Below are 19,944 nucleotides of genomic sequence, written 5' to 3'. Positions count from 1 at the left end.
GCCGCGCGCACCGGGCGGAAAAGGGCATCTCCGGGTACGCTCCGGCGCGTCTCCGGGGACCGCCGGGCGATGCACACCGGCGCAACCCCGAATCGGCTCGGGGTCATCCCCGGAGGGTGCCCCGGGGCCGCGGCTGGCATCGCGGGCAGCTGTAGGAGGACCGGTTCATGAACGCCTCCCGCCGGATCGGAGCGCCGCAGCGCGGGCAGGGCTCGCCCTCCCGGCCGTACGCGTTCAGCGACCGGTCGAAGTAGCCGCTCTCGCCGTTGACGTTGACGTACAGCTCGTCGAAGCTGGTGCCGCCCTGCTTGATCGCCTCGGCGAGCACGTCCCGCACGTGCCCGAGCAGCCGCAGCGCGGCCGGACGGGTGAGCGCGTCGGCCGGGCGGGTGCCGTGCAGCTTCGCCCGCCACAGTGCCTCATCGGCGTAGATGTTGCCCACCCCGGAGATCAGCGTCTGGTCGAGCAGCGCGCGTTTGATCTCCGTACGCTTGCGCCGCAGCGCCGCCACGAACGCCTCGTCGGAGAACTCCGGGTCCATCGGGTCGCGGGCGATGTGGGCGATCTCGGCGGGCAGCTCCGCGCCACCTTCGGACACGGACAGCCCGCCGAACGTGCGCTGGTCGACGAAGCGCAGCTCCGGCCCGTCGTCGGCGAACCGGAACCGGACCCGCAGGTGCAGTTCGTCGGCCGCGCCGACCGGCTGCAACAGCAACTGGCCGGACATGCCGAGGTGGCCGATCACCGCGTCGCCGCTGTCCAGCGGCAGCCAGAGGTACTTGCCGCGGCGGCGTACCCCGGTGATCGTGCGGCCGGCGAGCACGTCGGCGAAGTGCGCGCCGCCGGGCGCGTGCCGGCGTACCGCCCGGGGGTGGCGCACCTCGACGGCGGCGATCCGCCGGCCGATCACCCACTGGGCGAGTCCCACCCGGACGGTCTCAACCTCGGGCAGCTCAGGCACGGCCGGCGCCCGCCTCCACGTCGGAGGTGTCGTCCTGCGGGCTCGTCTCCGCCTCGGCCCGCGCCGCCGCCTCCGCCCGCGCCGCCGCCTCGGCCTCGGCCTGCTCGGTGAGCATCCGCCAGGCGGACTCGGCCGCGCGCTGCTCGGCCTCCTTCTTGCTGCGCCCCTCCGCGCCGCCGTAGCGGTTGCCGGCCACCACCACCCAGGCGGTGAACGTCTTCAGGTGATCCGGTCCGGTGCCCTCGATCCGGTACTCGGGCACGCCGAGCCCGAGCGCGGCGGTCAGCTCCTGGAGGCTGGTCTTCCAGTCCAGCGCCGCGCCCCGGCCCGCCGACTCGGCCATCAGCGGGTCGAACAGCCGGTGGATGACGATGGCGGCGGTGTCCAGGCCGTACTGGAGGTAGATCGCGCCCAGCAGCGCCTCCAGCGTGTCGGCCAGGATGCTCGCCTTGTCCCGCCCGCCGGTGGCCTCCTCGCCCTTGCCGAGCAGCAGGTACGCCCCGAGCCCGTCCGGGCCGAGGCCACGCGCCACGTCGGCGAGCGCCCGCATGTTGACCACGCTGGCGCGCAGCTTCGCCAGCTGCCCCTCGGGCAGGTCGGGGTGGTTGTGGAACAGGGCTGTGGTGATCACCACGCCGAGCACCGAGTCGCCCAGGAACTCCAGCCGCTCGTTCGTGGGCAGGCCGCCGTTCTCGTACGCGTACGAGCGGTGGGTCAGCGCGCGTTCCAGCAGTTCCGGGTCGAGCGACACCCCGAAGGCCGCCTCCAGGTGGCCGACGGGAGCACGCCGCCGCTTGTCGTTGGTCATGGTGCTACCTCGGTGTCGTGTCGGTCAGGTGCGAGATCGTGCGGGATGCCGGCGAGCAGGGAGCGGACCGTCGCGGCGGCGTCGCGGCGCCACAGGTGGGCCGCGAGCGCGATACCGGAGGCGACGTCCTCGGAGCCGGCCGCGCCGTGGCACACCACCACGGTGCCGCCCACCCCGAGCAGCGCCGCGGCACGCGGGGCACCGCCGCGTGACGGCGGGCCGCCGGCCATGGCGTACGCGCCTTCGATGGCCTTGAGCAGGACGTTTCCGGTGAAGCCGTCGGTCACCACGACGTCGGCGCGGGCGCCGAGCGAGATGTCGTACCCCTCGACCAGGCCGACGTAGCGGCCGTCGCAGGGCAGCGGCGCGGCGGCGAGCGCGGGCGCGGCGACGCGGCGCAGCCGGTCGCCCTTGCCCGTCTCGAGGCCGACGGAGAGCAACCCGACGCGGGGTGCGGTGACGGCGTGGGCCACCGACGCGTAGGCGGCGCCGAGGAGGGCGTGCCGGGCCAGCGTGGCCGGGCCGGGTTCGAGCGTGCCGCCCACGTCGAGCAGCACCACCGGCCCCTCGACGGCGGGCAGCGTGGCGGCGAGCGCGGGACGGCGTATCCCGGTCCAGCGGCCGAGGCCGAGCGCGGCGGCGGTGACCGTGGCGCCGGTCGAGCCGGCGGAGACGACCGCGTCGGCGAGTCCGTCGCGGACGGCCTGCACGGCGGTGCGTACAGTGCTCTCGCCGCGAGCGGCGGTGGGATGGTCGGCCATGCCGACGGCGGTCCGCACCGGGCGGACCGTGACCCGGGCGCGCTGGGCCGGGTCGAGCGCACCGATCAGCTCGTCGGCCACCTCGATCGGGCCGACGAGCATCAGGTGCAGGGCGGGATCCGTGCGTACCGCTCGCAGAGCGCCGTCAACCACGACGGCGGGAGCATCGTCCCCGCCGAGGAGGTCGACGGCGATCCGCGCGGTGCCCGGCTCCGATGATCCGCCGGCCGGGAACCGGTCGGCGGTGGCGGGAGCCGGGGCACCGGGCGAGAGCCTTGGTGCGCGCGTCACCCGACCGGTGGTCGGGGACGTCACTCGGCAGCCGGGTCAGACCTCGAGGACCTGACGGCCGTTGTAGGTGCCGCAGACGGAGCAGGCGGCGTGCGGCAGCTTGGCCGACTTGCACTGCGGGCAGGCCACGGTCGCCACCGCCGAGGCCTTCCAGTTCGCCCGGCGGGCGCGGGTGTTGCTGCGCGACATCTTGCGCTTGGGGACGGCCACGGTTCTTACTCCTCTGTACGGGTCAGTTGCGTCAGGCTCGCCCAACGCGGGTCGACCTGCTGATGGCTGTGGTCGGCCGGCAGATCGTCCCAGTGCACCCCACACTCGGGGCACAGGCCTGGGCAGTCCTCCCGGCAGAGCGGGTTCGTCGGCAGCGCCAGCACCACCGCGTCCCGCAACGCCGGTTCCAGGTCGATCAGATCGCCCTGCATCCGGCCCACCTCGTCCTCCTCGGTCGTGTCGTCCGTGGTGCTGTTCTCGTACGCGTACAGCTCCTGGATCGTCACGGCCAACGAGTCGTCGATCTCGCGCAGGCAGCGGCCGCACTCGCCCTTGACGGGACCGGTGACGGTCCCGGAGACGAGTACGCCCTCGGACACCGACTCCAACCTCAGGTCGAGGTCGAGGTCCGCGCCCTCCGGCACGCCGATCAACTCCACGCCGAGGTCCGCCGGTGCCGGCACGACCCGCTTGTGCGTACGCAACGCGCCAGGTCGGCGCGGCAGTTCCCTCGTGTCGAGGACCAGCGGCGACCTGGGGTTGAGTGTGCTTGGCGAGTGTTTGGGCATAGTCAGACTCCGGCCGTTGAGAGGCCGACAAAGAAGGTTACCTGCCAGACGGGCGGACCGTCGAACCGGGGGCTCGCCTCCGGCCCGGCGGGAGCCGGCTGTCGGCGACCGGCCCGCGCGCCGCTCAGAAGGGTAGCGGGCGGTCCGCCTCGTCCCCGCCGAAGGTCCCGATCTCGCGCAGCGCGTGCATCTTGTCCCGGCCGCGCTCTATCGAGGCCAGCGCCCGGGTGAGGAACTGCTCGAAGTTCGCCAGCGCGGTGTCGACGTAGTCGTCCACCTCCTCGCGGAGGCGCTGCGCCTCGGCCCGCGCCTCGGCGATGATCCGCGCGCCCTCGTGCTCGGCCGAGACGGTGATCTCGTTGACCGAGACGAGCCGGGCGTGTTCCGCCTCACCCTCGCTGATGATCCGGTCGGCCTCGCGCTTGCCGGCCTCCATGATCTTGTCCCGCTCCTCCAGCAGCGCGGCGGCGCGGCGCAGGTCGGCGGGCAGCTCCGCGCGCAACTCGTCGAGCACGGCGATCATCTCACCCCGGTCGACCATGCAGTTGTTGCGCGACATCGGGACGGAGCGGGCCTGCTCCACCATGGCGATCAGTTCGTCGATGCGATCGAGCGGGTCCACCGGTACCTCACTCCTGTCTTCGTCGGCCGCTCTCCATCATGCGGCCTCGCGCCCGTTCTCGGCGCTGCAGACATCATGTCGCGCCCGAGCCACAACCGCCCCACCCGCCCCACCCGGCGCGTCGCCCCCGCGCTCCCTCGCCCTCCCCCGCCCCTCTCCCCGGCGATCTTGCACTTGCGGCCCGGCGCTCGTCCCTTGCGGGAGGAATGTCCGGGCCGAAACTGCAAGATCGCGGGGGTGGTGGGGTGGGCGGAGGGGCGGGCGGGGTCAGGGGCGGAGGCGGGTGGTCAGCTGGGCGCGGACCAAGTCGGGGACGTGGGCGGAGATGTCGCCGCCCCACTTCGCCACGTCCTTGATCAGGCTGGACGAGATGAACGAGTAGAGCGGGTTGGTCGGCATGAAGAGCGTCTCCACGCCGGCCAGGCCGATGTTCATCTGGGCCATCTGCAGCTCGTAGTCGAAGTCACTCACCGCCCGCAGGCCCTTGATCAGCACACTCGCCTGCTGCGCCCGGCAGAAGTCGACGAGCAGGCCGCGGAACGACTCCACCCGCACGTTGTCGTACGAGGCGGTCACCTCGCGGAGCATCCCGATGCGCTCCTCGACTGTGAACAGGCCCTGCTTGGACTGGTTGACCAGCACTCCGACGATCACCTCGTCGAACAGCCGGCTGGCCCGGCCGATGATGTCGAGGTGTCCGTTGGTGACCGGGTCGAACGAGCCCGGGCAGACCGCACGTCTCATGATCGGCGACCGTACCAAAGAGTGGTCTCGCCGTAACGTCTGCTGCGCTCCGGAGTGACACCTTCCACCCACGTGACCGGTCCGGTACGGCTGGACCGCTCGACGATCACCAGGGCGTCCGGTGCGAGCCAGCCGCCGTCGACCAGCGCCGCCAGCATCGCGGTGATCTCCGCGTCCGGCACCGCATACGGCGGATCGGCGAAGACCACGTCGTACGGCCCGCCGTCCGGTCCCGCCGCCAGCACGCCGGCGACCTTGCCGGTGACCAGGCGGGCGGCCGGCGCGGCCCGCAGCGTGGCGATGTTCTCCCGGATCACCCGGGCGGCCCGCGCGTCGGACTCGACGAGCAGCACGTGGGCCGCGCCCCGGGACAGCGCCTCCAGACCGACCGCGCCGGAACCGGCGTACAGGTCGGCGAAGCGTGCGCCGTCCAGGTCGACGTGCGAGTGCACGGCGCTGAACAGCGCCTCACGGACCCGATCGGACGTGGGCCGGGTTCCGGCACCCGGTGGCGCGGCGATCCGCCGGCCGCCGAGCGTGCCGGCCACGATCCGGGTCACCGTCGCTCCCTGCGCATGCCCCGACGCTACGCGACGCCGCGAGGCGGGCACGACGTACCCGGCGCGACGATCCGTGACTCGACGTACATCAATGATCTCGAATACATAACAGACCCTTTACGACCCTTCGATCACGGTGACGCCCGCACTGTCGATCTCGCTAGGGTCTGGCCCGATTGCCGAGCGGACGCGTGGCTTCGGTCCCTCCGCCCGGTCTCTCCCATCCTCCCCTCGTCAGGAGTAGGCGTGAACCGTCTCCACCTCCGGCGTGCCGCCGTCCTCACCGCCGGCGCGCTGCTCGGCCTCGCGGGCGTCGCCACCGTCGCCGGCCCGGCCGCCGCCCACCACCCCGAGCCGTCCGGCAGCTACTGCGCCGCCGAGAACGGCACCGTCACCGTGACCTGGTCGGTGATCAGCAGCGAGACCGACATCTCCGGCCGCATCACCAAAGTCGAATCCACGGTGCCCGGCGCGGTCAGCGGCGGGCTGGCGGTCGGCGCGGAACTGAAGCCGGCCGGCCAGGGCCCGCTGACCGGCACCCAGACCCACACGTTCACCGGCCCGATCCCGGAGCTGAAGCTGACCGTCGCCGCGCACTGGGAGCGGGGCCGCAAGTCGCACGACGGCGAGCGCACGGTGGTGGCCCGTCCGGGGCGGGACTGCGCGACGCAGAGCCCGTCGCCGTCGCCCAGCACGCCGCCGAGCCCCACGCCCACGCCGAGCACGCCCGCCTCGCCGACCCCGACGCCGTCGGCGTCCCTCCCGCCGAGCCCGTCCACCCCGCCGACGCCGTCCGCCCCGCCGGCCGAGCCCGGTGAACCGGTCTTCAAGCTGGACCAGGACTGCGACTCGATGACCTTCATCGTGGAGAACCCGGCCGACGGCATTCCCTTCACCGCCACGTTCACCACCGAGAAGGGCGAGAGCAGGAAGCTCGTCTCCGAACCGGGCAAGGCCGGCTCGGTCGAGTTCGAGGCGTACCGGGGCCTCACCGTCACCGTCAAGTACGACGTGGCCGAGGGGTCCGAGACCATCCCGTACACCGCGCCGCGGGACTGCTCCGGGCAGGGCGGCGGCCTGCCGGTGACCGGCCCGGCGGCGGGCGCCATCGCCGGTGGCGCGACGCTGCTGCTGGCCGCCGGCGCGGTGCTGTTCGTGGTGGCCCGTCGCCGCCGGATCCGCTTCACCGCCTGATCCGCTTCACCGCCAGACCCCGCCGATCCGCCGATCTCGCTGATCCGCTGATCCGCTGATCCGCACCGAGGGCGCGCCGACCACCCGGCCGGCGCGCCCTCGCCGTGGATACGGCGGTCAGGCCGCGTCGAGCACCGACGTGATCGTTCTCGGATCGACCTCGGCCCGGTTGGTCAGCAGCACGAGCCGCTGGTCGGAGTCGGGCAGCCAGGCGGCGAACGCCTTGTAGCCGCCGTTGTCCCCGGAGTGGTGCAGCGCCCGCCGGCCGGCCAGCGGGCCGACGAAGAAGCCGTAGCCGTACGCCTCCTCGGGCCGCCCGGTGGGCGCGTGCGGCGCGGTCATCGCCGCCACCGAGTCCGGGGCGAGCAGCCGGCCCCGGCGCGGCACGTCGAGCCAGGTGAGCAGGTCCGCCCCGGTGCACCAGACGTCGCCAGCGCCCAGGCTGACCGTTGTCAGGTCCCACGACGGAACCGGACGGCCGCCCTCGTGTCCGGTCGCCACGTCCGGCCGCCCCTCGCCCGAACCGGCGAAGCTGCCAGTCATGCCCAGCGGCGCGAAGACCTCCTCGGCGAGGAACTCGGCGTACGGCCGGTCGGTCACGCGCTCGACGGTCCGGGCCAGCAGCACGTAGCCGGGGCTGCTGTAGTGCCACCCGGCTCCGGGCCGGAACAGCGGCGGCAGCGCCGCGAACCGGTCCAGCAGTTCGTCCGGCTCGGCCGGCCCGTGCAGGTCGATCGCCGGGTAGTCCTCCCAGTGGCCGAGGCCGGACGTGTGGGTGAGCAGGTGGTGCAGCGTGATGCCGGACCACTGTGGCGGCGGCGTGCCGGGCAGCCGGCGTACCACCGGATCGGACAGGCTCAGCGCTCCCCGCTCGGCGAGCAGCAGCACCGCCACGGCGGCCATCTGCTTGCTGATCGAGGCGATCTGGAACCGCGTCGCCGCGGTGCAGCGCCGGCCGGACGCCTCGTCGGCGACTCCGGCCACCCGGTCCACCACGACTTCGTCGCCCCGGGTCAGCAGCAGCACGCCGCGTTCGAGTGATGGTGTCGACATCTGCGCGAGCCTAGGCACGCCACGCGCGTGCCGCAGCCCCGCGACCGCACCAGCCGCCGTCAGCCCTTCTCCAGGTATTCGGCGCGCTCCTCGTCGACGAGCGCGGCGACCGACGCGGCCAGCGCCGGATGCCGGGCCAGATCCGGGTCGTCCTCGACCAGTTCGGTCGCCTCGGCCCGCGCGTCGCGGATCAGCTCGGTGTCCCGCAGCAGCGACAGCAGCCGAAGGTGCGAGCGCCGGCCGGACTGGGTGGCGCCCAGCACGTCGCCCTCGCGGCGCTGTTCCAGGTCGAGTTCGGCGAGCTTGAACCCGTCGGTGGTGGAGGCGACCGCGTCCAGCCGCTCCCGCGCGGACGAGCCCTCGGCCGCCTCGGTGACCAGCAGGCACAGACCGGCTGCCGAGCCCCGGCCCACCCGGCCGCGCAACTGGTGCAGCTGGGAGACACCGAACCGGTCGGCGTCCAGCACGATCATCACCGTCGCGTTCGGCACGTTCACGCCGACCTCGACCACTGTGGTCGCGACCAGCACGTCCAGCTCGCCGTCGGCGTACGCGCGCATCACCGCGTCCTTCTCGTCCGCCGGCAGCCGCCCGTGCAGCACCCCGATCCGCAGGCCGTGCAGCGGCCCCTCGGCCAGCAGCGGGGCCACCTCGGTCACCGCCAGCGGCGGACGCCGGCCGTTGTCGTCCTCCCGCGGCGGCTCCTCGTCCGACACCGGCCCCTCACCGATACGCGGGCACACCACGTACGCCTGGTGGCCCTTCGTGACCTCCTCGCGCAACCGGCGCCAGGCCCGGTCGAGGAACGCCGGCTTCTCGGCGGCCGGAACCACGTGCGAGGCGATCGGCGAGCGGCCCTGCGGAAGCTGGGACAGCGTGGAGGTCTCCAGGTCGCCGTAGACGGTCATGGCCACGGTGCGCGGGATCGGGGTGGCGGTCATCACCAGCACGTGCGGCGGCTGCTCGGCCTTGGCGCGCAGCGCGTCGCGCTGCTCCACGCCGAAGCGGTGCTGCTCGTCCACCACCACCAGGCCGAGGTCGTGGAAGTCGACGCCCTCGTAGAGCAGGGCGTGCGTGCCGAGCACGATCCCGGCGCGGCCCTCGGCCACCTCGGCCAGTGCCCGGCGCCGGGCCGCCGCGCCGAGCGAACCGGTGATCAGTTCCACCCGCGTGGCGTCGTCGGCGGCGCCCAGCTCACCGGCCCGGCCGAGCGGGCCGAGCAGGTCGAGGATGCCCCGGTGGTGCTGAGCGGCGAGCACCTCGGTCGGGGCCAGCAGCGCGGCCTGCCCACCGGCGTCGACCACCTGGAGCATGGCGCGCAGCGCCACCACCGTCTTGCCGGAGCCCACCTCGCCCTGGAGCAGCCGGTGCATCGGGTGCGGCCGGGCCAGGTCGGCGGCGATCTCCCGCCCGACGACCTGCTGGCCGGAGGTCAGCTCGTACGGCAGCCGCGCGTCGAACGCGTCGAGCAGACCGCCCGCCTTCGCCGGCCGGGCCCGTCCCGGGGACGCCGCCGCCCGCTGCTTGCGCTGCACCAGCGTGAGCTGCACGGCGAACGCCTCATCCCACTTCAGCCTGCGGCGGGCCCGGTAGAGCGCCTCCTTGCTGGTCGGACGGTGGATCTCATGCAGCGCGGTGCCGATGTCGACGAGGTTGCGGGTGGCCCGCACGGTGGCCGGCAGCGGGTCCTCCGGCGGGGTGAACGTGTCGAGCACGACGCGGACGCAGCGGGCGATCACCCAGGTCGGCACCGCCGCCGCGGCCGGGTAGACCGGGATCAGCGCCCCGGCGAACTCCTCGACCTCCTCGTTTGCGGCCGCCTCGCCTTCGCCGCCCTCGCCGAGCAGGACGTACTCCGGGCCGTTGAGCTGCCGCTTGCCCCGGAACTCGGTCACCTTGCCCGCGAACAGCCCCCACCGGCCGGGCCGCAGCTCCCGCTCGCGCCACGCCTGGTTGCCGAAGAACGTGCAGGTGAGCACGCCGCCGGAGCCGTCGCCGACGGTCACCTCCAGCAGGTTGCCGCGCCGCTGGCGCATCGGGCGCACCGCGGTGCGCTGCACCTGGGCGAGCACCGTGACCTGCTCCCCCACGTCGAGCGAGCGGATGTCGGTGTGCTCGCCGCGCTCGTCGTACCGGCGCGGGAAGTGGTAGATCAGGTCGCCCGCGGTGTGCAGGTCGAGATGCCCGGCCAGCGCCTTCGCGGTGCGCTCACCGACCAGCTTCTTCAGCGGCGTGTCCACAGTGGCCGCTTCACCAGTCATTCGACCCCCACCAGGAGCGGATAGTGCGGCTGCCCGCCCTCGTACGCCTGCACCTCGACGAACGGCCAGGCCCCCTCGACGTGCGCGCGGACCCGGTCGGCCAGCCCGGCCGGCGCGTCGGCGCCGCAGAGCAGTGTGACCAGCTCACCGCCACCGCCGAGCATCCGGTCCACCACTGCGGTGCAGGTGTCGACCAGATCCTGCCCGATCAGGTGCACCTCGCCCTCGACCAGGGCCAGCACGTCACCCGGGCGGGCCGGGCCGGCGACGGTGAGCGCTTCCCGGGCGGCGTGGCAGACCTCCGCGTACCGGCAGGCGCCGGCCGCCTCGGCCATCGCGATCACGTCGTCCTCGAACCGCCGCTTCGGATCGCGGACGGCGAGCGCCGCGAGCGCCTGCACCGGCGAGCGGGTGGGCACCACGCTCACCTTGATGCCGAGGCCGTGCGCCTCCTTGGCCGCCGCGCTCGCCACCGACTGGGTGTTCGGGTCGTTCGGCAGCACCACCACCCGGGCGGCGCCGGTGGCCCGGATCGCGTCGAGCAGCTCACCGGTGGACGGGTTGGCGGGCACCACCACGGCGCCCTCGGCGGCGAACAGCTCCGCGATGCCCGCGCCGGTGGCGACCACCACGGCGGCCCGCCCCTCCGGCAGCGGCACCTGCGGCCCCGGCGCCGGGGCGGTCTGGTCGGCGAAGCGGCTCACGCTGATCCGGTGCGGGCGGCCGGCGACCACGCCCGCCTCGACCGCCGCCCCGATGTCGTTGACGTGCACGTGCACGTTCCAGGTGCCGGCGCCGTCGCCGACGATCGCGAGGGAGTCGCCGAGCGCGTCCAGCTCGGCGCGCAGCCGGGTCACCGCCTCGTCGCCTGCGTCGAGCAGGTACTGCACCTCGTAGGCGTACGCGTCGGAGCCGCTCTCCCGCACGGCGGTGACCGGCGCGCGGCGGGCGGGCGGCGCGGGCGGCGCGGGCGCCGGCTGGCCCGGGCTCTCCCCCGTGATCACCTCGACCAGCGCGTCCAGCAGCAGGCACAGGCCGCGCCCGCCGGCGTCGACCACGCCCGCGCAGGCCAGCTCCGGCAACTGCTCGGGGGTACGCGCCAGCGCGTGCGCCGCCGCCTCGCTCGCGGCCCTGGCCACGGCGCGCAGGTCGTCGCTGTCCGCCCGGCGAGCCGCGTGCGCCGCGGCGGCGACCACGCTCAGCAGCGTGCCCTCGACCGGCCGGGCGACAGCGGCGTAGGCGGCGGTGGTGGCGTCGGCCAGCGCCTCGGCGAGCTGCCGCCCGCGCACCGCGGGCACGGCGGCGAGCGTGTCGGCGAGACCGCGCAGGATCTGCGAGAGGATCACCCCGGAGTTGCCGCGCGCCCCGAGCAGCGCGCCCCGGGCCATCAGCCGCAGCGCATGCCCGTGCGGGGTGTGCCCGTCGTCGGGGAGCGTGCCGAGGTCCATCGCCAGGGCCTGCTGGGCGGAGGTGAACGTGAGCACCAGGTTGGTGCCGGTGTCGCCGTCGGGCACCGGGTAGACGTTCAGGTCGTCGATCTCGCCCTGGTGGGCCCGGAGGGCGGCCAGCCCGCTCGCGCACCAGCGGCGTACCGCTGCGGCGTCGAGGGTCTCCAGCACGTCGGGAAGCCTACTGGCGCACACCGACACGCGCCGGGGTCGTCGCCGCGTGTCCGCCCCGGCGGACGGCCCGGCCGGGACGCCGGTACGCTGGGTGGGCTCGCGAAAGGGCCGGTTGGGCGTACCGACTGTCATCGGGTAACCTGACCAGGTTGCCCGGGCAGCGCCTGGCGGCGACCTCATGAACGTTTCAATCCCAGGAGTATCCCGTGGCTAGCGTGTGCGACGTCTGTGGCAAGGGGCCGGGCTTCGGCCACAACGTGTCCCACTCGCACCGGCGGACCAACCGCCGCTGGAACCCGAACATCCAGTCGGTGCGCACCCCGGCCGGTGGCGGCAACACCAAGAAGTTGAAGGTCTGCACCTCGTGCATCAAGGCCGGCAAGGTCACCCGCGCCTGACGCGGTAGCGCCACCGGAACATCGTCGGTCGCCGGCGGATCCCTTCGGGGTCCGCCGGCTTCTGTCGTGTCCGGCGACCCGCCGTGCCCACCGGCCCGGTATCGGCCGACCCGCCCCCGCACCCCTGACCGACCGTACGGCGACCGCCTCGATCCGGCCGGTTAGGGTGCTGCTGCGCCGGCCGTCCGGTTCCGGCGCGAGCCGTGGGGAGGATGACCGGTGGACCTCGATCTGGGTCGCGAGCAACTGGTGGTGGTGGGCGCGTCGTTCGGCTCGCTGAGCTGGTTCGACCAGGAACTGCCGCCGGGCAGCGTGGTGCTGGTCGAGGAGCCGGACGTGATCGCCCGCCGCGACCTGGCCCGGTTCGCCGAGCGGCTGCCGATGATCGGGCGTCTCGTCGCGGCCGAGTACCAGACCGGCTTCGACCCGGACGCCCTGCTCGCCCGCGAGCCCGGCCTCGCCGACGCCCGGCTGGTCCTGCCCGGCCTGGAGTACGCGGTCGGCGCCACCGCCCGGCTCGCCGAACGGCTCGGCCTGCCCGGCGCCGGCGTCGAGGCCGCCGACGTCTTCTCCGACAAGCACCGGATGCGGCTGCTCGCCGACCGGATCGGGCTCGCCAACCCGGCGTACGAGCTGGTCGACGACCCGGCGCGGGCGGTGGAGTTCGCGCAGGCGCACGGCGGCCGGTGCGTGCTCAAGCCCACCCGGCGCTCGGGCAGCCTGGGCGTGCAGCTGATCACCGACGCGGCCGAGGTGCCGGCCCGCTGGGCGGCCAGCGCCGCGCCGCCCGACCCGGCCGAGGCCACCGAGCGCGGCCTGCCCACCGGCGTGCTGGTCGAGGAGCTGCTGGTCGGTTCCGAGCACAGCGTGGAGCTGCTCGTGGCCGAGGGCGAGGTGGTCTTCGCCAACGTCACCGACAAGCGGATCGCCGGTGGCCGCTACCCGGTCGAGACCGGCCACACCGTGCCGTCCGCGCTGCCCGCCGACGCGAACGACGCGCTGCGCGCCGCCGCGGTACGCCTCGCCGAGGCGGCCGGCTTCCGCAGCGGCATGCTGCACAGCGAGTGGATCCTCGCCGACGGCGTGCCGACGCTGGTGGAGTGCGCGGCCCGGATGCCCGGCGACATGATCACCGCGCTCATCTCGATCGCCTACGAGCGGGACGTCATCGAGGCGTACCTGCGGATCCTGCGCGGCGAACGGCCGGAGCTGCCGGCGCGGGCGACCGGCGCGGCGGCGATCGAGTTCCTGATCGCGCCGCCCGGCCGGGTCACCGCCGTGGACGGCAGGCGCGACGCGCTGCGCGTGCCGGGCGTGCTCGACGTGCAGGTGGAGACGAAGGTCGGTCAGACCGTGCCGGAGCTGCTCTCCTCGGCGCACCGCAGCGGGCACCTGATGACCTGGGGCACCACCCCGGACGAGGCCGCGGACGCCGCGCGCCGCGCCGCGAGCCAGATCCGCATCACCGTCGGCTAGAGCGTGCGGCCGTACGACAGGCAGCCCGGGGCGTCCTTGTAGAAGCCGAAGTTCGGGATCCGCTCGTAGCCGGCCGAGGTGTACATGGCGATCGCCTCGGGCTGCTTGTCGCCGCACTCCAGCACGATCCGCTTGCGGCCGTGGTCGCGGGCGGACCGCTCGACCGCGCCGAGCACCGCGCGGGCCACGCCCCGGCCCCGGGCCGCCGGGTCGGTGTACATCCGCTTCAGCTCGGCCGTGTCGCCGTCCTCGCCGTGGCTGCGCCAGCCGCCGCAGCCGACCGGCCGCCCGTCCAGGTAGGCGACGAGGAACGTGCCGTCCGGCGGGGTGAACTCGGCCGCGTCGACGGGGGTCTCGTCGCCGCTGCCGCCGTACCGGGCGCCGAGGTCGGCCAGCGCCGCCCGGATCAGCGCCTGCGACTCGGGCGCGTCGAAGCGCCGCTCCCGGATCTCGATCTCGCTCACCGTGCCAGGTTACGACCGCCTCCGGCCCGGCCCCGGTCCGGCGGCCCGCGGTCGGACGCAGATCACTCCGCCGTCCGGCGGAAGTGGTCCCAGCCGCGCGGGCCGCTGTAGGCGGCGCCGTCGACGGTGACCCCGGCGCCGGCCGCCACCCGCCCGACCGGCCGCCAGCCGTCCGGGAGCGCGGCGTCCGCCGGGAACGTCGCCGCCAGCGCGTGGTCCTCGCCGCCGGCCAGGATCCAGGTGTACGGGTCGACGCCGAGCGCCTGCGCCGCGTCCCGCATCTGCCGGGGCACCTCGAACGCGTCGCGGCTCACGTCGATCGCGACGCCGCTGGCGGTCGCCACGTGCCCGAGGTCGGCCAGCAGCCCGTCCGACACGTCGATCATGGCGGTGGCCCCTGCGGCGGCGGCAGCGGGTCCGGCGGCGTACGGCACCTCGGGGCGGCGGAACGCCTCGACCAGCAGCCGGGGCGTGCGGAAACCCCGGGACAGCACGGTGTAGCCGGCCGCCGACCAGCCGGTGCGCCCGGCCAGCGCCACCACGTCGCCGGGGCGGGCGCCGGAACGCACCACCGGGTCGCGGCCGGCCAGGTCGCCGAGCGCCGTCACCGCGACGGTGAGCGTCGGGCTGCCGGACATGTCCCCGCCGACCACGCTCGCGCCGACCAGCGCCGCCTCCGCGCCCAGCCCGTCGGCCAGTTCCTCGGCCCAGGCCGGGTCCAGCTCGGCCGGCATGCAGAGCGCGACGAGCAGCGCGGTCGGGGTGGCGCCCATGGCGGCGATGTCGGCGAGGTTCGCCGCCGCCGCCCGGTGTCCCACGTCCCGCGCCGACGACCAGTCGCGGCGGAAGTGCCGCCCCTCCACCAGCACGTCGGTCGAGGCGACCACCCGCCGGTCCGGCGCGGCCACCACCGCGCCGTCGTCGCCGGGGCCGAGCAGGCAGTGCCGTCCCTGCGGCAGCCGGGCCGTCACCCGGCCGATCAGGCCGAACTCGCCGACATCAGTGACAGTCATTCCGTCCCCTCGCTCCGCTGCGTCGTTCCGCACGTCCCACCCCTGTCCGTACCGGCGTGTGCTCGCTCACCGCGTCCGACCGGCAACCGATAGGGATCACGGCCGCTCAGTACGGTAGTTTCACCCTTCGGGTCGCCCGGAGGCGACGGACGGAGGTCGAGTCGTGGTACAGGCGTACATCCTCATCCAGACCGAGGTCGGCCGGGCGCGTGACGTGGCCGGTCTGATCGCGGACCTGGCCGGCGTGGTGCGGGTCGACGCCGTCACCGGGCCGTACGACGTGGTGGTGCTCACCGAGGCGAACACCGTCGACGAGCTCGGCAAACTCATCGTCAGCAAGGTGCAGATGGTGCCCGGCATCACCCGCACCCTCACGTGTTCGGTGGTGCGGCTGTAAGTGGACGAGAAGGACACCTCCCCCCGCCGGGACGGCGCCACCCGCCGTGCCGCGCTCTGGGCGACGCTCGTCGCGGTGCCGGTGACCCTGGCGGTGGCCGGGTTCACGTTCGCCAAGCTGGCCCCGGAGTCGCCGGACGCCGAGCCGAGCGCGTCGGCGAGTCCCCGGGCGCAGTCCAGCGCGCCGGTCGAGATGCCCGCCCCGGCCCTGGCCGAGCGCCCGACCATCCTCTGCCGGGCTCTGATGTCGCAGCTCCCGGACAGCGTGCGTGACCTGCCGCAGCGCCCGGTCACCGCGGGCCCGGAGCAGAACGCCGCGTACGGCGACCCGGCGCTGACTGTTGCCTGCGGCGGCAGCCCGGCGGAGTTCCCGCCCACCGACGAGGTGTGGAAGGTCAACCAGGTCTGCTGGCACGCGGCGCAGGAGGCCGACGCCACGGTGCTGACCACCGTCGACCGGGAGACCCCGATCCGGGTGCGGGTGCCGAAGTCGTACGAGCCGCCGCTGCAGTGGGTGACCTCGATCTCCGACACGATCGTCAGCTCGGTCCCCTCGGCGAAGCAGGCCCCCTCGGGCTGCTCCGCCTGACGCCCGCCGGCCCAGCGGCCGGCGGGCGGTGCCGGCCGTCAGCGGCCGGCGCGGCGGTGCAGAGCGGTACGGATCAGCCGGTTGACCAGCTTCGGGTACTCCAGCCCGCTGGCCGACCACATCCGCGGGAACATCGACGTCGGGGTGAAGCCCGGCATCGTGTTGATCTCGTTGAGGTAGACGTCCATCTGCGGGGTCACGAAGAAGTCGACCCGGGCCAGGCCGGAGCAGTCGAGCGCGGTGAAGGCCCGGGTGGCGTAGTCGCGCACCTGCCGGGCGACCGGCTCGGGCAGGTCGGCCGGTACGTCGTACTCGCAGACCTGGTCGGCGAAGATGTACTTGGCCTCGAAGTCGTACCAGTCCTGGTCGCCGATCATCCGCACCTCGGCGAGCACTGAGGCTTCCGGCGCGCCACCGGCCTCGCCCTCCAGCACGCCGCACTCGATCTCGCGGCCGACCACGGCGCCCTCGACGAGCACCTTGCTGTCGATCTCCCGCGCGGTGACGAGCGCGGCGTCCAGGTCCGCCCAGTCGTCGACCTTGGTGATGCCGAACGAGGAGCCGGCGCGGGACGGCTTGACGAAGACGGGCAGCCCGAGGCGCTCCTTGTCCTCGTCGCTCAGCGACATCCCGGCGCGCAGCACCGCGTACGGGCCGACCGGGATGCCCTCGGCGGCGCAGAGCTTCTTGGTGAACTCCTTGTCCATGGCCGCGGCGGACGCGAAGACGTTCGCGCCGACGTAGGGGATGTCGGCCATCTCCAGCATGCCCTGGATGGTGCCGTCCTCCCCGTACGCGCCGTGCAGCACCGGGAAGACCACGTCCACGTCGGCCAGCGCGACCGGCCCCTGGGCGGGGTCGAGCACCATCAGGCCGCCGACGGCGGGGTCGGCGCGCAGCACCAGTTCGGCGCCGGAGCCGGCGGTGACCTCGGGGAGTTTGCGGTCGGCGATGGCGAGCCGGCTCGGGTCGCCGCTGGCGAGCACCCACTGGCCCTGCCGGGTGATGCCGACCGGGACCACCTCGAACTCGTCCGGGTCGAGCGCGGCCAGCACGCTGCCGGCGCTGACGCACGAGATGCCGTGCTCGGGGCTGCGGCCGCCGAAGACGATCGCCACACGGGTCTTGCCTGGGGTGGTCATGGTCACCTCATCGTTCGCGACTGCGGCTGGCCGTGCTCGCCGGTGGCGCTCACCCGACTGACCTTACTGTGCGTTGCCGCAAGCGGTGGTCGTTACCCGGGGAGACGCGGAGTCGCGTGGCAAACGGTCAAGGTGACATATACGGGGAGTAACGGAGTGGTGTGTCTCAGAAGGCCGGGTGCCGGGGCCGGCGGCCGACCGCGATGACCTTCACGCGCTGCCGGCCGGCCCGCACCATGCCCAGCGCCATGAACGCGCCGGCGATCCGGTCGGCCGCCTCCCGACTGCTCGCGCCGACCACCTGGCGGCGGCGTTCCGGGCTGGTCCGTTCGTCACGCCGGCTGCCGTCCGGCGGACGCACGTCGGTCAGGACCACCAGGAACCTGGTCACCGCGCAACCCCTCCCCGTCTCGTGGACCGGCAGGGGCACGCGGCGGTCGGATCGTGGGGGAGTGAAGAATCCGACCACCGCGCGCCCCATCCCCTCCGGTCGCTCACCACCACCGTCGCCACGACAACCGGCGGTGAGGACGCCGTCACACATTGACAGGTTCACCGGCATGAATGCAACTCTCATCGACTTTCTCTCATGCCCGCTTTCCCGCGAGATGTGCGACCATCGATACATGGCGCCGAAGACCGCCCGGGCCCGACGGCTCGGCATCGCCCTGCGGACCCACCGGGAGGCCGTCGGCCTCACCCTGGAGGCCGCGGCCGACGAGATCAACAGCACCCGGAGCACGCTGTCCCGCTACGAGAACGCGCAGACGCTCGTCAGCCCCGCCACCGTGCGCGCGCTGCTGACCAGCTACGGCGTGGACCCGGCCGACATCGCCGCGGCGGTGCAGCTGGCGAAGGACGCCCGCAAGCCGGGCTGGTGGGTGTCCTATTCGTACCTGCTGGACCAGCGCACCATCGACTTCATCGCGCTGGAGGCCGAGGCCACCGGCATCGCGAACTTCGAACCGTCGGTGGTGCCCGGTCTGCTCCAGACCGCCGACTACATCCGCGGGGTGATGCGCGGCGGGCCGCACACGCTCACCGACGAGCAGGTGGAGCAACGGGTCCAGCTACGGCTGGACCGCCAGCAGCGGCTCTCCGGGTCCGAGCCGCCGATCCTCGACGCCATCATCGACGAGGGCGCGCTGCTGCGCCCGGTCGGTGACCGCTCGGTCATGTCCGGCCAGCTCCAGCACCTGCTGAAGATGGCCGAACTGCCGAACGTCACGGTGCAGGTGATCCCGCTCGCCGCCGGCTACCACCGGGGCACCCGGGGCTCGCTGCACATCCTGGAGTTCGCCGACCCGGAGGACCCGATCATCGCCTCGGTGGAGACAGTCGCCGGGCAGATGGTCCTCGACCGGCCGGGTGACCTGCGTACCTGCGCCAAGATCATGGAGCACCTGCGGACCGTGGCGCTGAGCCCGGCGGCCAGTCGGGACCAGCTCCTCCGCCTGCTGAACGAGAGGTGACCAGATGAACGGCACGAATCCCACACCGGCCCGCTGGCGCAAGAGCAGCCACAGCGGCGACGAGGGCGCCTGCGTGGAGATGGCGCCGCTGCCCGGCGCGGTGGCTGTCCGCGACTCGAAGGACCCGGCCGGCCCGGTGCTGGTGTTCCCGCCGCACGCCTGGGCCGCGTTCACCGCCGCGCCGCCGAGCGCCTGAGCGGCCCGCCGCCGCCCGCCTGGGCGTGACGCCGACCGCCTGGGCGGCCCGTCCGGCGGGCGGCGTCAGCCGAGTGGGGCGGCGGCGGTGGCGGCACCGCGTACCGCCTCCAGCGCCGCGATGGCCACCCCCCGCGCGCCGGCCATGTCCCGGTCCGGCACCAGCGCGAAGGTGGCCACCGCCCGCTGCTCCTCCCGGAGCACCGTGTGCTCGGCGACCGCGGCGAGGAACCAGTCCCGGAACTCCGGCGCCGCCTCCACCACGCCCCCGCCGACGAAGTACGCGTGCGGATCGGTGAAGTTGGCCGCGATGGTGAACAGCCGGCCCAGTGCCTTGGCCTGCTGGGTGAAGACCAGGCGGGCCAGCGGGTCGCCGCGTTCGCCGTAGCCGCGCAGCAGCTTCGCCGCCCGGTCCGGCTCCTCCGCCGCGAGCGGATGCTCCGGATGCCGGGCCAGCCAGTACGGCAGCAGGTTGCGCCGGATCGCGGTGAGCGAGGCGACGCTCTCCGCGTCCCCGGTGAAACCGCAGGCGCAGACCGGCGCCGCCTGGTCCGGCTCGATCAGGCCGTCCAGCGGGATGTGCACGTGCCCGAACTCGCCGGCCATGCCGGCCGCGCCGCCGACCACCCGGCCGGACTCCACCACGCCACCACCGAGCCCGGTGCCGACGATCGCGGACACCGACGACCGGGCCATCGCCCCGGCGCCGAAGTAGACGTGGTGGGCGTAGAGGGCTGCGGCGTTGCCGTCGTTGGCGTACACCACAGGCAGGCCCAGCCGCCGTTCCAGCGCGGTGCGCACGTCGAAGCCCCGCCAGGCGGGCTGGGAGAAGTTCGTCGAGCCGCGGGACGAGATCACACCGGTGGCGCTGGCCGGGCCGGGCGTGTCCAGCCCGACCGCACGGACCAGGTCACGCGGTACGCCGGTGTGGGCCAGGACGCCGTCGAACGCCCGCGCCAGCGCCTCCACCGCCGCCTCCGGGCCGGCGCCGACGTCGCTCGGGATCTCCAGCAGCCCGTCCACCAGGAACCGGCCGTCGACGGTCAGCACCGTGGCGTTGTCACTAGTGCCCCCGTTGTCCAGCCCCACCACCACCGGCACACCTGCGCTGCCCACCGCCACCGCCTCCCGCCGCGCCTGCCC

The 19,944-nt window shown here is 74.1% G+C and carries 23 protein-coding genes; 7 read left to right on the top strand and 16 right to left on the bottom strand.

The genetic code is table 11. From position 1 onward, the window contains the following. Window positions 1-103 precede the first annotated feature (103 nt). The 8 genes from mutM to rsmD form a co-directional block, all read right to left on the bottom strand. Complete coding sequence (gene mutM, locus OC439_RS20190; protein ID WP_262014769.1) at window positions 104-961, bottom strand: bifunctional DNA-formamidopyrimidine glycosylase/DNA-(apurinic or apyrimidinic site) lyase; 858 nt, start codon at window positions 959-961, stop codon at window positions 104-106. After that, entirely contained in the window at window positions 954-1,769 is an 816-nt protein-coding gene (gene rnc / locus OC439_RS20185; protein ID WP_262014768.1) for a ribonuclease III, read from the bottom strand. Before rnc ends, mutM begins: the two co-directional genes overlap by 8 nt. Beyond that, window positions 1,766-2,725 (bottom strand): phosphate acyltransferase PlsX, encoded by a 960-nt coding sequence (locus OC439_RS20180; protein ID WP_262014827.1) that lies wholly within the window; start codon window positions 2,723-2,725, stop codon window positions 1,766-1,768. The genes rnc and OC439_RS20180 overlap by 4 nt, the downstream gene beginning before the upstream one ends. A gap of 132 nt (window positions 2,726-2,857) precedes the next feature. Beyond that, the gene (gene rpmF / locus OC439_RS20175; protein WP_030500827.1) at window positions 2,858-3,031 is read right to left on the bottom strand and encodes a 50S ribosomal protein L32; all 174 of its coding nucleotides are present in this window, start codon (window positions 3,029-3,031) and stop codon (window positions 2,858-2,860) included. Window positions 3,032-3,036: 5 nt separating this feature from the next. Continuing rightward, window positions 3,037-3,600: a YceD family protein gene (locus OC439_RS20170; protein WP_135243737.1), complete on the bottom strand. Its 564-nt coding sequence runs from the start codon at window positions 3,598-3,600 to the stop codon at window positions 3,037-3,039. A 124-nt stretch (window positions 3,601-3,724) separates the two neighbouring features. Further along, complete coding sequence (locus OC439_RS20165; RefSeq protein ID WP_262014767.1) at window positions 3,725-4,222, bottom strand: hypothetical protein; 498 nt, start codon at window positions 4,220-4,222, stop codon at window positions 3,725-3,727. Window positions 4,223-4,489: 267 nt separating this feature from the next. Further along, window positions 4,490-4,966 (bottom strand): pantetheine-phosphate adenylyltransferase, encoded by a 477-nt coding sequence (gene coaD, locus OC439_RS20160; protein WP_262014766.1) that lies wholly within the window; start codon window positions 4,964-4,966, stop codon window positions 4,490-4,492. After that, window positions 4,963-5,526 carry a 16S rRNA (guanine(966)-N(2))-methyltransferase RsmD gene (gene rsmD, locus OC439_RS20155; RefSeq protein WP_262014765.1) on the bottom strand — a complete coding sequence of 188 codons (564 nt, stop codon included), beginning with the start codon at window positions 5,524-5,526 and terminating at the stop codon, window positions 4,963-4,965. Before rsmD ends, coaD begins: the two co-directional genes overlap by 4 nt. Window positions 5,527-5,772: 246 nt before the next feature. On the opposite strand from rsmD, the gene OC439_RS20150 reads away from it, so the two are divergent. Beyond that, window positions 5,773-6,720: a cell wall anchor protein gene (locus OC439_RS20150; protein ID WP_262014764.1), complete on the top strand. Its 948-nt coding sequence runs from the start codon at window positions 5,773-5,775 to the stop codon at window positions 6,718-6,720. Between the two features lie 117 nt (window positions 6,721-6,837). On the opposite strand, the gene OC439_RS20145 is transcribed toward OC439_RS20150, so the two are convergent. The 3 genes from OC439_RS20145 to OC439_RS20135 are packed head-to-tail and all read right to left on the bottom strand — an operon-like array spanning window position 6,838 to window position 11,653. After that, window positions 6,838-7,773, bottom strand: coding sequence for a serine hydrolase domain-containing protein (locus OC439_RS20145; RefSeq protein WP_262014763.1), 936 nt, complete (start codon window positions 7,771-7,773; stop codon window positions 6,838-6,840). A 59-nt stretch (window positions 7,774-7,832) separates the two neighbouring features. Further along, window positions 7,833-10,034, bottom strand: a complete 2,202-nt coding sequence (gene recG / locus OC439_RS20140) for an ATP-dependent DNA helicase RecG (RefSeq protein WP_262014762.1) — start codon at window positions 10,032-10,034, stop codon at window positions 7,833-7,835. After that, on the bottom strand, window positions 10,031-11,653 hold the full coding sequence (locus OC439_RS20135; protein ID WP_262014761.1) for a DAK2 domain-containing protein: 1,623 nt from the start codon (window positions 11,651-11,653) through the stop codon (window positions 10,031-10,033). The genes recG and OC439_RS20135 overlap by 4 nt, the downstream gene beginning before the upstream one ends. A 209-nt stretch (window positions 11,654-11,862) precedes the next feature. On the opposite strand from OC439_RS20135, the gene rpmB reads away from it, so the two are divergent. Further along, window positions 11,863-12,054 (top strand): 50S ribosomal protein L28, encoded by a 192-nt coding sequence (gene rpmB, locus OC439_RS20130; protein WP_011905179.1) that lies wholly within the window; start codon window positions 11,863-11,865, stop codon window positions 12,052-12,054. Between the two features lie 219 nt (window positions 12,055-12,273). Then, window positions 12,274-13,530 (top strand): ATP-grasp domain-containing protein, encoded by a 1,257-nt coding sequence (locus OC439_RS20125; protein WP_262014760.1) that lies wholly within the window; start codon window positions 12,274-12,276, stop codon window positions 13,528-13,530. Here the strand turns inward: OC439_RS20125 and OC439_RS20120 are convergent. Then, window positions 13,527-13,994: a GNAT family N-acetyltransferase gene (locus OC439_RS20120; RefSeq protein WP_135243728.1), complete on the bottom strand. Its 468-nt coding sequence runs from the start codon at window positions 13,992-13,994 to the stop codon at window positions 13,527-13,529. The genes OC439_RS20125 and OC439_RS20120 overlap by 4 nt on opposite strands. Before the next feature lie 62 nt (window positions 13,995-14,056). Further along, window positions 14,057-15,007, bottom strand: a complete 951-nt coding sequence (locus tag OC439_RS20115) for a thiamine-phosphate kinase (protein WP_262014759.1) — start codon at window positions 15,005-15,007, stop codon at window positions 14,057-14,059. Window positions 15,008-15,170: 163 nt separating this feature from the next. Between OC439_RS20115 and OC439_RS20110 the strand changes: the two genes are divergently transcribed. After that, a complete protein-coding gene (locus OC439_RS20110) occupies window positions 15,171-15,404 on the top strand; it encodes an Lrp/AsnC ligand binding domain-containing protein (RefSeq protein WP_013284547.1) in 234 nt (77 codons plus the stop codon). After that, window positions 15,405-15,992 (top strand): DUF3515 domain-containing protein, encoded by a 588-nt coding sequence (locus OC439_RS20105; RefSeq protein WP_262014758.1) that lies wholly within the window; start codon window positions 15,405-15,407, stop codon window positions 15,990-15,992. Between the two features lie 38 nt (window positions 15,993-16,030). Here the strand turns inward: OC439_RS20105 and OC439_RS20100 are convergent, their stop codons facing one another. Both OC439_RS20100 and OC439_RS20095 read right to left on the bottom strand, forming a co-directional pair. After that, complete coding sequence (locus tag OC439_RS20100) at window positions 16,031-17,134, bottom strand: D-alanine--D-alanine ligase family protein (protein ID WP_194799686.1); 1,104 nt, start codon at window positions 17,132-17,134, stop codon at window positions 16,031-16,033. A gap of 166 nt (window positions 17,135-17,300) precedes the next feature. After that, window positions 17,301-17,525, bottom strand: coding sequence for a hypothetical protein (locus OC439_RS20095; RefSeq protein WP_194799685.1), 225 nt, complete (start codon window positions 17,523-17,525; stop codon window positions 17,301-17,303). 235 nt (window positions 17,526-17,760) lie between these two features. On the opposite strand from OC439_RS20095, the gene OC439_RS20090 reads away from it, so the two are divergent. After that, on the top strand, window positions 17,761-18,606 hold the full coding sequence (locus tag OC439_RS20090; protein WP_262014757.1) for a helix-turn-helix domain-containing protein: 846 nt from the start codon (window positions 17,761-17,763) through the stop codon (window positions 18,604-18,606). Window positions 18,607-18,610: 4 nt separating this feature from the next. Then, window positions 18,611-18,802 carry a DUF397 domain-containing protein gene (locus OC439_RS20085; RefSeq protein ID WP_262014756.1) on the top strand — a complete coding sequence of 64 codons (192 nt, stop codon included), beginning with the start codon at window positions 18,611-18,613 and terminating at the stop codon, window positions 18,800-18,802. Between the two features lie 65 nt (window positions 18,803-18,867). Here the strand turns inward: OC439_RS20085 and OC439_RS20080 are convergent, their stop codons facing one another. Beyond that, the gene (locus tag OC439_RS20080) at window positions 18,868-19,917 is read right to left on the bottom strand and encodes an ROK family protein (RefSeq protein ID WP_262014755.1); all 1,050 of its coding nucleotides are present in this window, start codon (window positions 19,915-19,917) and stop codon (window positions 18,868-18,870) included. Window positions 19,918-19,944: the final 27 nt, after the last annotated feature.

Origin of the sequence: Micromonospora sp. Mcm103 (genome assembly GCF_024519755.1) — a bacterium.
In the GTDB taxonomy this organism is placed as follows: domain Bacteria; phylum Actinomycetota; class Actinomycetes; order Mycobacteriales; family Micromonosporaceae; genus Micromonospora; species Micromonospora aurantiaca.
The sequence above is the reverse complement of the archived record's forward strand: the minus strand, read 5'-3'. Positions and strand labels throughout refer to the sequence as shown.

Bases quoted from the DNA above. Each gene is read 5' to 3' on its own strand.
- rnc (WP_262014768.1), bottom strand. From the start codon at position 1,769: ATGACCAACGACAAGCGGCGGCGTGCTCCCGTCGGCCACCTGGAGGCG.
- OC439_RS20100 (WP_194799686.1), bottom strand. From the start codon at position 17,134: ATGACCACCCCAGGCAAGACCCGTGTGGCGATCGTCTTCGGCGGCCGC.
- OC439_RS20170 (WP_135243737.1), bottom strand. From the start codon at position 3,600: ATGCCCAAACACTCGCCAAGCACACTCAACCCCAGGTCGCCGCTGGTC.
- coaD (WP_262014766.1), bottom strand. From the start codon at position 4,966: ATGAGACGTGCGGTCTGCCCGGGCTCGTTCGACCCGGTCACCAACGGA.
- OC439_RS20145 (WP_262014763.1), bottom strand. From the start codon at position 7,773: ATGTCGACACCATCACTCGAACGCGGCGTGCTGCTGCTGACCCGGGGC.
- OC439_RS20085 (WP_262014756.1), top strand. From the start codon at position 18,611: ATGAACGGCACGAATCCCACACCGGCCCGCTGGCGCAAGAGCAGCCAC.
- OC439_RS20115 (WP_262014759.1), bottom strand. From the start codon at position 15,007: ATGACTGTCACTGATGTCGGCGAGTTCGGCCTGATCGGCCGGGTGACG.
- OC439_RS20090 (WP_262014757.1), top strand. From the start codon at position 17,761: ATGGCGCCGAAGACCGCCCGGGCCCGACGGCTCGGCATCGCCCTGCGG.
- recG (WP_262014762.1), bottom strand. From the start codon at position 10,034: ATGACTGGTGAAGCGGCCACTGTGGACACGCCGCTGAAGAAGCTGGTC.